We start from the raw sequence: 13,625 nt of genomic DNA, 5'->3' as shown, positions 1-13,625 counted from the left end.
CGTCAGTCGATGCGGTCGAGCAAGTCGGCAATCATGCCGAACATCGCGTCAATCTGTACCTTTTCGACAATCAGCGGCGGCGACAGCGCGATGATGTCGCCGGTTGCGCGAACCAGCAGGCCGTTGTCGAAGGCAGCGTGGAACAGTTCCATCGCCCGCGCCGTCGGGGCGCCGACGCGGGGCTCCAGTTCGATCCCGGCGACCAGCCCGATGGTGCGAATGTCGATGACATGCCGCCGCCCGTTCAGGCTGTGCGCCGCATCCTCCCAATAGCCGCCGAGTTCGATCGCCCGGTCGAACAGACCGTCGCGGGCATATAGATCCAGCGTCGCCAGCCCCGCGGCACTCGCCAGCGGATGCCCCGAATAAGTGTAGCCGTGGAACAGTTCGATGCCCGCATCGACGCTGTCCAGCACCGCGTCGTGCAGTTCGCGCTTCACCGCGACGGCGCCCATCGGCACCGCGGCATTGGTCAGCCCTTTTGCCATCGTGATGATGTCGGGGGTGACGCCCCACCGCCCCGCCGCGGTGGCACCGCCGACGCGGCCGAATGCGGTGATGACCTCGTCGAAGATCATAATGATCCCGTGCCGGTCGCAAATCTCGCGCAGCCGCTGCAGATAGCCGACCGGCGGCACCAGCACCCCGGTCGATCCGGCCATCGGCTCGACGATCACCGCCGCGATGGTCTCGGCGCCGTGGAGGTCGACGAGGCGCTGGAGATCGTCGGCGAGCTCGGCGCCATGCTGCGGAAAGCCGCGCGTGAAGGCGTTGCGCGCGATGTCGTGCGTGTGACGCAGGTGATCGACACCGGGCAGGCCGCCGCCAAAGGCGCGGCGGTTGTTGACGAGGCCGCCGACGCTGATTCCGCCAAAGCCGGTGCCGTGATAGCCGCGCTCGCGCCCGATCAGTCGGGTCCGCGTCCCCTGCCCCTTTGCGCGCTGGATCGCGAGCGCGATTTTCAGCGCCGTATCAACCGATTCGGAACCGCTGTTGGTAAAGAATATCCGGTCGAGCCCGTCGGGCATCAGTGCCGCCAGCCGCCGCGCCAGTTCAAACGGCAGCGGATGGCCCAGCTGAAAGGTCGGCGCAAAATCGAGCGTCGCTGCGGCGTTCGCGATGGCTTCGGTGATTTCGTCGCGGCAATGACCCGCATTGCTGCACCACAGCCCCGACGTGCTGTCGAGGATCGTCCGGCCATCACCGCTTTGATAAAACATGCCGCTCGCCGATACCAGCTGGCGCGGGGTCGCCTTATACGCGCGGTTGGCGGTAAACGGCATCCAGAAGGCTGCCAGCGGATCATTCTCGCCCTTCACTACCACTCTCCCGGTCAGTCGAACCGGCGCATAGTGGCCGCCGCGCTCGACACTGGCAACGCCGAAAATGGCCGATAACTGCCCCTCTGGCGCTGGGCGCGACTTCACGATAGGCTGTGCGGACACAGCAGGGCCAGCTCCTTGGCCCAATCGGGGGCTCATGTCAGTCAATCTGGATCAATGGATCAGCGACCATAAAATCGACGAAGTCGAATGTATCGTACCCGACATCAACGGGGTCCAGCGCGGCAAGGTGCTGCCCGCCAAGAAGTTCCTCACTTCGGTCAAGGACAAGTCGCTGCGCATCCCGGGCAGCGTGTTCATCTGCACGATCGACGGCCATTATCCCGAAGACATCGACGACATCTGGGACAAGGATCCCGACAAGATTTTGATCGCCGACCCCGACACCATCTGCGTCGCGCCCGGGTTCAAATCGCCGACCGCTTTTGTCATTGCCGACGTGCTCAACCGCGACGGCAGCGAGGTCGACATCGCGCCGCGCACCATCCTGAAAAAGGTGCTCGCGCTCTATGCGGAAAAGGGCTGGCGCCCGGTCATCGCGCCCGAGGTCGAATTTTACCTGGTGTCGCAGAATGTCGATCCCGACTTTCCGCTGACCCCGCCGACCGGTCAGTCGGGGCGCAGCGAGTCCGCCAGCCAGCCCTACGGGCTGGAGGCGATGAACGAATATGAGGATATCATCGATCATATCTATGACGATTGCGAGCTGATGGGGCTCGATATCGACACGATGATCCACGAAATGGGTGCCGCGCAGCTCGAGGTCAATTTCGAGCATGGCGACCCCTTGCGGCTCGCCGACGAAGTGTTCCTGTTCAAGCGCGTCGTGCGCAACGTCGCCAAGCAGCACGACGTCTATGCGACTTTCATGGCCAATCCGATGGCGGGCCAGCCGGGCAGCGCGATGCACATCCACCAGTCGGTTGTCGATGCGACGACCGGCAAGAACCTGTTCTCGACCGCCAACGGCCGCGACAGTGCGATGTTCCGCAGCTATATTGCGGGTCTGGTGCGCTATATGCCGCAGATCGCGCCGCTGTGGGCCCCCAACGTCAACAGCTTCCGCCGCATGCGCCCCGACAGCGCGGCGCCGATCAACGTCCAGTGGGGCGAGGACAACAGGTCATGCGGATTCCGCGTCCCGATCTCCGAACGCGCCAACCGCCGCGTCGAAAACCGTCTGCCGGGTGCCGACAGCAACCCCTATCTGGCGATCGCCGCGTCGCTGATCTGCGGCTATATCGGCGTCGTCGACCGCATGGTCCCGGCCAAGTCGATCACCGGCAGCGCGTACAACCGCGCCCGCACGTTGCCGCGGACGTTGGAGGCGGCGCTCGACCGGTTCAGCTCATGCAAAAAAGTCCGCAACCTGCTCGGCGATGATTTCTTTGAAATCTTCTTTGCGGTGAAGGATTATGAGCTGTTCAACTACCAGTCGGTGGTGTCGAGCTGGGAACGCGAACATCTGTTGATGCGGGTCTGACCCGCAGCCCGGCCATGATCGATCCGCTTGCCAACAGCTATTATGCCGCGACCGCGCATGAGTGGCCCGCACACCCCGATATCGTAGGCGACCATGCTTGCGATGTGGCCGTTATCGGTGGGGGTTTTACGGGATTATCGGCAGCGCTTGCTTGCGCTGAGCGCGGCTTTTCAGTCATTTTGGTTGAAGCCGAGCATGTTGGATTTGGCGCATCGGGGCGAAATGGCGGGCAATTGATCCCTGGCCTTCGCTGGTCGGTTTCCGAACTGGAGGCCGAATTCGGACGCGAGCGCTCCGACGCACTGTTTGACCTGTGCTGGCGCCAGAACCGGGTGAAAGCGCGGATCGAAAAACATGGCATCGCGTGCGACCTCAAGGTTGGACATCTGGAGGCTGCGTGGACGCCAAAAGATTTCGATGCGATGCGCCGCGAAGCCGATTACCTCGCCAAACGCCGCAGCTATGAAACCGATGTAATCACAAAAGCCGAAATGGGCGCTCATATCGAAAGCCCGCTTTACCATGGTGGCATCCACGATCTGCAAGGTGGACATTTCCATCCGCTCAACTACGCAATCGGCTTGGCCAAAGCAGCCGAAGCGGCGGGCGTCCGGATTCTTGAGGGACAGCGTGCTAACTGGATCCTCGACCGCACTGGCGGCGAGTTGTTTCTCGGCGAGTCGACGATAGAGACACGATATTTCATCGACGCCACCGACAGCTGGATCGGCGACCTCGAACCTGATCTCGGCCGCTACACCGTGCCGATCATGAACTATAATATCGCAACCGCGCCGCTGCCCAATGCCGACGCGCTGCTGCCCAGCGATGCGGCCGTTGCCGACAGCCGGTTCGTGCTCAACTATTTCCGCCTGTCGGCCGACAAGCGGCTCATCTTCGGCGGCGGCGAGCGTTATTCGCAGACCCCGCCGCGCGATATTGCGGCGTTCGTGCGGCCGTTCATGGCCGAGGTGTTCCCGCAGATCGCCGACGCGCCGATCGACTATGGCTGGGGTGGTGCGGTCGCGGTGACGATGAAACGGCTGCCGCATATCGGGCGGCGCGGGAACGTCTTTTTCGCGCACGGCTTTTCGGGGCATGGCGCGCTGGTCACGACACTGGCAGGCGAGCTGATCGCCGAGGCGATGGCGGGGACCGCCGAGCGGTTCGATGTGCTGGCGGGCCTGCCCAGTCGCCCCTTCCCCGGCGGCAAATGGCTCCGCCAACCGCTCGCGACGCTCGGGCTGCTCTATTATGCGATGAAGGACCGGCTCGGGTGATATCCGATGGCGCCATAGCGCGCGTCGCGGCGCGAGAGGCCGACCGCTTTCGCGCCGCCAATCGCCATGCCTTTGCCCATCAGGCCGCGGCAAGCGGCTGGTTCCAGTCGGTGCCGTTCCACTGGATGCGCGACTGGCCCAGCCCGGTGCCGATCGTCGCCGCGTCGGCAAAGAACGCGACGCTGATCAGTATCGACGGCCAGACCTATGACGATTTCTGCCTGGGCGACACTGCCAGCCTGTTCGGCCATTCGCCACCTGCGCTCGCCGCCGCGCTGACGCAGCAGGCGAGCGAAGGGCTGAGCTACATGTTGCCGACGCCGCGCGGCGCGGCGCTGTCGGCCAAGCTCGCCGCGATGTTCGGCCTGCCCCAGTGGCAGGTCACAACCACCGCGAGCGAAGCCAATCGCGCGGTCATCCGTTGGTCCCGCGGGATCAGCGGGCGGGCGAAAGTGCTGATCTTCAACGGCGCCTATCATGGCGCGGTCGACGACGTCTTCGTCGACCTGAAGAACGGCCAGCCCGTCATGCGCGGCAGCCTGATCGGCCAGCTTCACGATCTGCGCGACACCACGACGGTGATTGAATTCAACGACGAAGCCGCCCTCGCCGACGCGCTGCGCCGCGGCGATATCGCCTGCGTCCTCGTCGAGCCGGTGATGACCAATGTCGGAATGGTGCGCGATGCGCCGGGCTTCTTGCAAACGCTCCGCACGCTTTGCGACGAGACCGGCACCTTGCTCGTCTTCGACGAAACGCACACTATCTCCTCGGGCTATGGCGGCCATGGCGTCGCGCATGGGCCGACACCCGATCTTATGGTCGTCGGCAAGTCGATCGGCGGCGGCGTCCCCTGCGCCGTCTACGGCTTCAGCGCCGAGGTGGCCGAACGCATGGCGACGCTGAACGCAGCGCGCCCGCCCGGACATAGCGGCATCGGCACCACGCTCTCGGCCAACGCGCTCGCGATCACCGCGATGGATGCGATGCTGGGCGAGGTTATCACCCCCGCCGCCTATGACCATATGCTGCGCGGCGCCGCGCGGCTGGTGGCCGGGCTGGAGCAGGAAATCGCCGCCGCCGATCTCGACTGGCACGTCGCTCAGGTCGGCGCGCGGGTCGAATTCCTCACCTGCCCCACCTCGCCGCGCAACGGCGGCGAGGCAAAAGCGGCAATGCAGCCCGAACTGGAGGCGGCGATCCACCTGTTCCTCGCCAACCGCGGGATTTTGCTGGCGCCCTTTCACAATATGATGTTGGTGAGCCCGGTTACCGGCGACGACCAGATCGACCGGCTGGTGGGCGGTTTCGCCGACTGCTCAAAAGCGTTGAAGGAGTAGAGGGGCGATGTCGAAATCATCAGGCATTGTGGCGCCGCGATCGGAGGCCGAGGCCTTTTTCAAGGCCAATCCCGAGGTCGATTCGATCGAGATGATCTATACCGACATGGGCGGCGTGCCGCGCGGCAAGCGGCTGCGCCAGCATGAGGTGATAGCGGTTTACGAAAGCGGGCGGATGTTCCCCGGATCGATCACCGTCGTCGACATCACCGGGCAGGACACGGTCGAAACCGGCCTGGTGTGGGAGGATGGCGACGCCGACCGGTCGATGAAGCCGATCCCCGGCACCCTTGTCCGCACCCCGTGGGGCGGCGACCATGCCGCGCAGTTCCTGGTCGATTTCTACGAGCTCGACGGCACCCCGCACGACCTCGATCCACGCCATGTGCTGGGCGGCGTGATCGATCGTTTTGTCGCCGATGGGCTGACCCCGGTGCTCGCGGTCGAGCTGGAATTCTATCTCGTCGATCCGCGCCGCGCCCGCGACGGCACCGTGCGCCCCGCCCGCCCCGGCTACAGCCGCGACACGCCGCGCAATGTCGAGGTCTACGGCCTGCGCGAGCTCGACGATTTCCGGCCCTTCTTCGACGCGCTTTACGCGGCAACCGATGCGCAGGACATTCCGCTCGAAAGCGCAATCTCCGAATTCGCGCCGGGTCAGTTCGAGCTGACCCTGCGCCACAAACCCGACGCCCTGCGCGCCTGCGACGATGCAATTATGTACAAACGGCTGGTCAAGGCGGTCGCGCAGCAGCACGGCCTGGAAGCAACTTTCATGGCCAAACCCTTCGCCGAGCAGGCGGGCAGCGGCATGCACATCCATGTCTCGGTCAACGATGGTTCGGGCACCAACATCTTTGCCAGCGACGATCCCGCGGGCACCCCGGCGCTGCGCCATGCGATCGGCGGCATGATCGGCACCGTCGGCGACGCCTTCGCGCTTTTTGCCCCGCACGCCAACAGCTATCGTCGCTTCAAAGCGAACAGCTACGCCCCGGTCGCACCGACCTGGGGCGTCAACAACCGCACCGTGTCGTTCCGTATCCCCGCCGGCCCACCGCCAAGCCGCCATGTCGAGCATCGCGCCTGCGGTGCCGACGCCAATCCCTATCTCGCCGTGGCCGCGGTGCTCGCCGGGATGCATCATGGCATGGCAAACAAGACCGACCCCGGCGCCGCGGCCGTCGGCAACGGCTATGACCGCGACAACAGCGGCGACGACAAGCCGCCGTCGAACTGGTTCGCCGCGGTCGATCGCTTCCACGGCTCGGCGCTGATGCGCGACTATCTGGGAACCCGCTTCATCGACATGTTCAGCATCGTCAAACGCGTCGAACAGGACCGCTATTTCGGCGTCGTACCCACGCTCGATTACGACTGGTACCTTCGCAACGCATGAATCTTTCAAAGATTCGTGCTGCGGTGCAAAATAACCTCTTTCCAAGCGGACTTTATTGAGTCAGCTTGACGTCACAAAAGGGAGGCCGTCATGGATCTGAACGAACTGATCAAGCAAACCCGCGGGCGTCGCTCGCTCTTGCAGGCGATGGGGGTCGCGGCGATCGGGATCAGCTTTGGCGGTCTTGCCGCATGCAGCAAGGGCGAAGGCAAAAAGCTCGCCAATGGCGAAGAGGGCAAGCTCAACTTCTACAACTGGGACACCTATATCGGCGAGACGACGCTCGACGATTTCAAGGAAGCCAGCGGCGTCGAAGTGAAGATGGACCTGTTCGACAGCAACGACGTGCTGTTCGCCAAGTTCAAGGCCGGCAATCCCGGTTACGACGTAATCGTCCCCTCGAACGACTTTGTCGAACGCATGGCGCAGGCGGGCATGCTGCAGACGCTCGACCATACCCAAATCCCGAATATGAAGAATATCGACCCGACCTTTATCGACGTCGATTATGACCAGGGCCGCAAATTTTCGATGCCCTACACCTGGCTCGCGCTCGGCATCGGCTATCGCAAGTCGAAGGTGAAGGCGAAGCCCGACAGCTGGAAAGTCCTGTTCGACAGCCCCGAATATGCCGGCCGCATCGCGTTGCTGTCGGAGGCTGGCGACATGTTCCGCCTTTACGGCAAATATCTGGGCAAATCGGTCAACGCACTGACCCCCGCCGACATCGCGACGATCGAGGCGATGATGATCAAGCAAAAGCCCAATGTAAAAAATTTCCACGTCGATGACGGACAGGATCTGCTGCTCAAGGGCGATGTCGACCTGGTGCTCGAATATAATGGCGACATCGCGCAGGCGATGACCGAGGATGACGATATCGATTTCGTCGTGCCGAAAGAAGGCAGTCAGCTCAATTCGGACAATTTGTGCATTCCGAAGGGCGCGCCGCACCCGAAGAACGCCCACGCCTTCATCAACTATCTGCTTGACGGCGAAGTCGGCAAGAAGATCACCGAAACGATCCTCTACCCGACCCCCAATGCCGCGGCCAAGGCGCTGATGCCCGACAGTTACAAGAACAACCCGGTCATCTATCCGCCCGCCGACGTGCTGGCCAAATGCGAATATGCCAAGTTCAACCCGACCTTGCAGCCGCTGTACGAAGAAGCGTTTACGCGGGTGCGGGCGGCGTGATCACGAAGGGCTTGGGGGGTGGCCGAGCAGGATTGGAAGACAAGCAAACGGACCTTCGCGGCGGTGTCGCTGCCGACCCTGTTCTGGGTGGTCGTCTTCTTCCTCGTGCCGATGGCCATCGTCTGGCTCTACAGCTTTGGCGAGAATCGCGGCCTGACCGACATCGAATTTTCGGGCACGCTCGAAAACTACAAGCGCGCCACCGAGTGGCTGTATCTGACGATTTTCGGCAAGAGCTTCGCGGTCGCGGCGCTCGTCACCCTGATCTGCCTGATCATTGGTTTTCCGGTTGCGATGGCGATCACCTTTGCCAGCGAGAAATGGCGGCCGTGGCTGCTGCTTGGCATCATGCTGCCCTTCTGGACCAACCTCCTCATCCGCACCTATGCGCTGATGATGCTGCTCGGCACGCAGGGCTTTGCGAACAAGGGGATGGGCGCGCTGTGGGAAGGGACGAGCTGGATCAAGACGCTCGTCGGGCTGCAACCACTGCCGACGTGGGAGCCGGTGCAGCTGCTGTTCAACAATTTCGCGGTCGTGTTCGGGCTCGTCTATGTCCATCTGCCCTTCATGGTGCTGCCGCTCTACGCCGCACTCGACCGGCTCGACCGCAGCCTGATCGAGGCGAGCCTCGACCTTGGCGCCGGGCATTTCCGCACCATCATGCGCATCGTGGTGCCGCTGGCAGCGCCCGGTATCATCGCGGGCGTGATGATCACCCTGATCCCCGCGCTCGGCGCCTACCTTACCCCCGATCTGATGGGCGGCACCGACAGCCAGATGATCGCCAACGTCATCGAGCGCCAGTTCAAGAAGGCCAATGACTGGCCGTTCGGCGCGGCGCTCTCGTTCCTGCTGATCTACGCAATGTTCATCCTGATCGCGCTGCAATCGATGCGCAAAAAAGTGCCGGAGGTCCGCTGATGGCCCTCTTCGCCCGCACGCCGGTCGCGCCGCTCGAATATAGCCGCAAACTCTGGATGCGCCTGTGGGTCGGCGCGGTAATGGTCTTCCTCTACGCGCCGCTGATCGTGCTGATGATTTTCAGCTTCAACGACAGCAAGCGCAACGTCGTGTGGCGCGGCTTCACCACCAAATATTATGAAAAGGCGCTGGGCAACGACCAGCTGGTCGAGGCGCTGGTCAACTCGCTGACCATCGCGGCGCTGGCGACGCTGGCCAGCCTGGTGCTCGGGACGCTGGCGGCGGTGATGCTGTGGCGCTTTCGTTTCCCTTGGAAAGGCGCGATCGACGGCACGATCTCGCTGCCGATCATCGTTCCCGAAATCTGCCTCGGCGTCGCCTTCCTGATGTTTTTTGCCGCGGTGGGCTGGCCGACCGATCTGGTCTGGCCGTTCAACCTCGGCGCGATCACCATCGCGCATATCACCTTCTGCTTTCCCTTTGTGACGATGGTTGTCCGCTCGCGGCTCGCGACGTTCAACCGCGAGCAGGAGGAAGCGGCCAAGGACCTTGGCGCCAGCGAAGGTCAGGTGTTCCGCGACGTGCTGATCCCGCACATCAAACCCGCACTCGTCGCGGGCGCGCTGCTGTCCTTCACGCTCAGCCTTGACGATTTCGTCATCACCTATTTCACCAGCGGCCCCGACACGATCACCTTTCCGGTCAAGGTCTATTCGATGGTCCGCTTTTCGGTAACGCCCGAAGTCAACGCGGCGTCGACCCTGCTCATCATCCTGACCGTCGTCCTGACCTTCATCGCGTTGAAGGCCCAGGGCGTGAAGGCCATTGCGGAAACCCACTGACCATGACCGAAACCGCCAAACCGATCATCCAGATCCAGAATGTCTCGAAACGCTTTGGCAAGGTGACGGCGGTCGACAATGTCAGCCTCGACATCAACGCCGGCGAATTCTTCGTGCTGCTCGGCCCGTCGGGCTGCGGCAAGACCACCTTGCTGCGGATGATCGCGGGCTTCGAGTTGCCGACCGAGGGCCGGATATTGATCGACGGGCAGGACATGGCGGGCATCCCGCCGAACAAGCGCCCGGTGAACATGGTGTTCCAAAGCTATGCGGTGTTCCCGCACATGAGCGTCGCCGACAATGTCGCTTACGGCCTGAAAATCGCCGGGGTGAAGGGCGGCGAGATCAGGGACCGCGTCGCCGAGGCGCTTGATCTGGTCAAGCTCGGCGGCTTTGGTGAGCGCATGCCCGACCAGATGTCGGGCGGTCAGCGCCAGCGCGTCGCGCTCGCGCGTAGCCTTGTCATGCGCCCGAAAGTGCTCCTCCTCGACGAGCCGCTGTCGGCTCTCGACGCGAAACTGCGCGCCCAAATGCAGTTCGAGCTGTCGGAATTGCAGGAAAAGGTCGGCATCACCTTCGTCACCGTCACCCACGACCAGGACGAGGCGCTGTCAATGGCGTGCCGCATCGGGGTGATCAACAAGGGCGAGGTGGCGCAACTCGCGACCCCCTCGGACCTCTACGAATATCCCGCCAACCGCTTCGTCGCCGATTTTGTCGGATCGGTGAATATTTTCGAGGGCAAGCTGACCCTCGACGATCCCGACAAGGCCGCGGTCGACTGCCCCGGGCTGGGCAAAGTGTATCTGAACCACGGCGTCACCGGCCCGCACGGCGCCGACGTGTGGATCGCGCTGCGCCCCGAGAAAATCTATCTTCACGTCCCCGGCGAAGGCAAGGCGGTCAAGGCGGCGGCGCAGGACGCCCCCGACGGCTATAATTTCGCGCGCGGCAAGATCAAAGGCATGAGCTATCTCGGCGACATCACCCTGTTCGAGATCGAACTGGAGTCCGGCACCCGCATCCGCGTCTCACGCCCCAATTTGTCGCGCCACGACCAGGAGGATTTCACCTGGGACGACAAGGTCAGCATGCACTGGCGCGCGGATAGTCCGGTGGTTCTTCTCGGATAATCCTTACTGTCCGTCTTCGTCATCCCGGACTTGATCCGGGACCCATCACAGCGCCGAAGTCATGGACCCTGGATCAAATCCGGGGTGACGAAGTGGCGAGGTCAATGCGCTGCTTTCTTCTTCCCCGGCACCAGATGCAGCGCCGCGACAATCGCACCGCCCAGCACCAGCCCGAACACCCCCGCGCCGCCGGCATTGATCAGCCATTCCCACAGCCCCGCGGCGGGCAGATTGCTTGCCACCGCATGGGCAAAATCGTGCAAGCCATGGCCCAGATTGCCGATATGATATTCGTCGAGGGCGTGCAGGATGATCTGGCCACCCACCCACAGCATTGCTGCGGTTCCAACCAGTGCCAGCGCACCGAGCAGCTTGGGCATGAAGGCAACCAGCCCACGTCCGATCGCGCGGCGGGCGCTGTTGCCCGCTTTCGCCATATGCAGGCCGATGTCGTCCATTTTCACGATCAGCCCGACCGCGCCATAGACTGCAATCGTGATCGCGATCGCGACCACGATCAAAGTCGCTGCGCGCATTGCAAAGGCTTCGTCGATTACTTCGTTGAGCGCGATCACCATGATCTCGCCCGACAGAATGAAATCGGTGCGGATCGCGCCCTTTACCATCGTTTCTTCATGGTCTTTGTCGGCGACGATTTCCGCTGCCTCAGCCAGCGGCGTCTTGTCCTTGTGCAGCGAATGCCAGACCTTCTCGGCGCCCTCGAAGCACAGATATGCGCCGCCGATCATCAGCAGCGGTGTGATCGCCCATTGCGCGACCGCCGAAAGCAACAGCAGCGCCGGCAGGATCAGCACCAGCTTGTTAAAGAACGATCCCTTGGCGATGCGCCAGATGATCGGCAGTTCGCGGTTGGGCTGAAACCCTGTGACATAGCGCGGTGTCACCGCGGCATCGTCGACCACCACCCCCGCGGCCTTCACCCCCGCTTTCGACGCCGCGGCGCCAATATCGTCGATGCTCGCCGCCGCCACCTTGGCGATCGTGGCGACGTCGTCGAGCAGGGCAAAAAGGCCGGAGGGCATAGGGTGTTGGTCTTTCTTCTATTCCGTGAGGGCGTTCATCATCCCTCTAGCCGTTCGAGTCGAGCGAAGTCGAGACACGTTGAGTTTGCGCTCGACTTCACGTGTCTCGACTTCGCTCGACACGAACGGAATTTGGGATCGTGCTAGATCGCGCGGAGTTTCGGCAGCACCTCATCGAGTGATTTGCGGATGATGGCAACCATCTCGTCGATCTGCTCCGTCGAAATGATCAGCGGCGGGCACATCACCAGACTATCGCGGATGCCGCGCACCATCAGGCCATTAGCGATGCAAGCATCGCGCGCCATCGGCCCTGCGGTTCCTTCCGCCCCGCCAAACCGCGCGCGCGTTTCCTTGTCGGCGACGATCTCGACCGCACCCAGCAGCCCGATCGAGCGCGCTTCGCCGACGAGTGGATGATCGTTCAGCGTCGCAAGTGCCTTCGCCAGATGTGGGCCGGTGACGCTGCCGGTGCGCTCGACCAGCCCCTCGCGCTCGATAATCTCGATATTCTTGAGCGCGACCGCCGCCGCCACCGGATGGCCCGAATAGGTGAAACCATGGACAAAATCGCCGCCGGTCTTGAGCACCTCGACGACATGCGCTGCGACCGCGGTGGCCGAGATTGGCAAATAGCCCGACGACAGCCCCTTCGCCATCGGCATCAGGTCGGGGGTGAAGCCCATTGTCTCATGCCCCCACATCTTGCCGGTACGCCCGAAACCGCAGATCACTTCGTCGGCGACGACCAGCAGGCCATATTTGCGCGCCACCGCCTCGACCTTGGGCCAATAGCCCTTGGGCGGGATGATGACGCCGCCCGCCCCCTGCACCGGCTCGCCGATGAAAGCGGCGCAATTTTCGGGGCCGACTTCCAGAATCTTGTCCTCGATCGCCTGGACACAGGCGTCGCAGAATTCCTCCTCGGTCATCCCCTGGCCTTCGTTAAAGGCGTACGGCTGGCGGACATGTTCGACCCCGGCGATCGGCAGGTCGCCCTGCGCGTGCATCGCCTTCATCCCGCCCAGCGAAACCCCTGCGACGGTCGAGCCATGATAGGCGTTCCAGCGGCTGATAAAGACGGTCCGGTTCGGTTCGCCCTTCAGCTTCCAATAATGGCGCACCATGCGGAACACCGTGTCGTTCGCCTCGCTGCCCGAGGCATTGAAAAACACGTGCGGCAGCCGATTGCCGGTGAGGCTCGCGATCTTCGCGGCGAGCATCACCGTCGGCGGCGTCGCGGTCTTGAAGAAGGTGTTGTAAAAGGGCAGCTCGCGCATCTGCGCCGCCGCCGCCTCGACCAATTCCTCGCGGCCATAGCCGACGTTGACGCACCACAGCCCCGCCATGCCGTCGAGGATGCGATGGCCGTCGCCGTCGTGGATATAGCAGCCCTCGGCATGGGTGATGATGCGGCTGCCGCCGAGCTTTTCGATCTCGGCCCAGTCGGCCTGCGCGGGAAGATGATGCGCGACGTCAAGGCGGCGCAGTTCGGCGATGTCGTGATTACGGGGCATATGAAAACTCCTGATTCCTGAAAACCGTTCGTATCGCGCGAAGTCGAGATGCTTCTCGGCCTTGCGCTGCGACGATGGGCGTCTCGACTTCGCTCGACACGAGCGGAATGAGACCAGTCTTATG

11 protein-coding genes are annotated in these 13,625 nt (G+C 63.0%); 8 read left to right on the top strand and 3 right to left on the bottom strand.

Annotation, left to right across the window (positions count from 1 at the left end; all coding sequences use genetic code 11):
- Nucleotides 1-2: 2 nt before the first annotated feature.
- Nucleotides 3-1,283, bottom strand: a complete 1,281-nt coding sequence (locus FFS68_RS12345) for an aspartate aminotransferase family protein (protein ID WP_137753530.1) — start codon at nt 1,281-1,283, stop codon at nt 3-5.
- Nucleotides 1,284-1,479: 196 nt separating this feature from the next.
- Between FFS68_RS12345 and FFS68_RS12340 the strand changes: the two genes are divergently transcribed.
- The 8 genes from FFS68_RS12340 to FFS68_RS12305 all read left to right on the top strand — a co-directional run bounded on the left by FFS68_RS12340 (nt 1,480) and on the right by FFS68_RS12305 (nt 10,941).
- On the top strand, nt 1,480-2,826 hold the full coding sequence (locus tag FFS68_RS12340; protein WP_137753503.1) for a glutamine synthetase family protein: 1,347 nt from the start codon (nt 1,480-1,482) through the stop codon (nt 2,824-2,826).
- 14 nt (nt 2,827-2,840) lie between these two features.
- Complete coding sequence (locus FFS68_RS12335; protein ID WP_137753502.1) at nt 2,841-4,106, top strand: FAD-binding oxidoreductase; 1,266 nt, start codon at nt 2,841-2,843, stop codon at nt 4,104-4,106.
- On the top strand, nt 4,103-5,446 hold the full coding sequence (locus FFS68_RS12330) for an aspartate aminotransferase family protein (protein ID WP_137753501.1): 1,344 nt from the start codon (nt 4,103-4,105) through the stop codon (nt 5,444-5,446). Before FFS68_RS12335 ends, FFS68_RS12330 begins: the two co-directional genes overlap by 4 nt.
- 7 nt (nt 5,447-5,453) lie before the next feature.
- The gene (locus FFS68_RS12325; RefSeq protein ID WP_137753500.1) at nt 5,454-6,845 is read left to right on the top strand and encodes a glutamine synthetase family protein; all 1,392 of its coding nucleotides are present in this window, start codon (nt 5,454-5,456) and stop codon (nt 6,843-6,845) included.
- Between the two features lie 90 nt (nt 6,846-6,935).
- Nucleotides 6,936-8,042: a spermidine/putrescine ABC transporter substrate-binding protein gene (locus tag FFS68_RS12320; RefSeq protein ID WP_137753499.1), complete on the top strand. Its 1,107-nt coding sequence runs from the start codon at nt 6,936-6,938 to the stop codon at nt 8,040-8,042.
- Nucleotides 8,043-8,060: 18 nt separating this feature from the next.
- Nucleotides 8,061-8,966, top strand: coding sequence for an ABC transporter permease (locus tag FFS68_RS12315; protein WP_137753498.1), 906 nt, complete (start codon nt 8,061-8,063; stop codon nt 8,964-8,966).
- Complete coding sequence (locus tag FFS68_RS12310) at nt 8,966-9,808, top strand: ABC transporter permease (RefSeq protein ID WP_137753497.1); 843 nt, start codon at nt 8,966-8,968, stop codon at nt 9,806-9,808. Before FFS68_RS12315 ends, FFS68_RS12310 begins: the two co-directional genes overlap by 1 nt.
- A gap of 2 nt (nt 9,809-9,810) precedes the next feature.
- Nucleotides 9,811-10,941, top strand: a complete 1,131-nt coding sequence (locus FFS68_RS12305; RefSeq protein ID WP_137753496.1) for an ABC transporter ATP-binding protein — start codon at nt 9,811-9,813, stop codon at nt 10,939-10,941.
- Between the two features lie 101 nt (nt 10,942-11,042).
- On the opposite strand, the gene FFS68_RS12300 is transcribed toward FFS68_RS12305, so the two are convergent.
- Together FFS68_RS12300 and FFS68_RS12295 are read right to left on the bottom strand one after the other, a co-directional pair.
- A complete protein-coding gene (locus FFS68_RS12300) occupies nt 11,043-11,984 on the bottom strand; it encodes a DUF808 domain-containing protein (protein WP_137753495.1) in 942 nt (313 codons plus the stop codon).
- Between the two features lie 143 nt (nt 11,985-12,127).
- Nucleotides 12,128-13,501, bottom strand: coding sequence for an aspartate aminotransferase family protein (locus FFS68_RS12295; protein ID WP_137753494.1), 1,374 nt, complete (start codon nt 13,499-13,501; stop codon nt 12,128-12,130).
- Nucleotides 13,502-13,625 lie beyond the last annotated feature (124 nt).

This window comes from Sphingopyxis sp. L1A2A (assembly GCF_005502465.1).
GTDB lineage: Bacteria > Pseudomonadota > Alphaproteobacteria > Sphingomonadales > Sphingomonadaceae > Sphingopyxis.
This window is presented reverse-complemented; position numbering and strand designations above follow the sequence as displayed.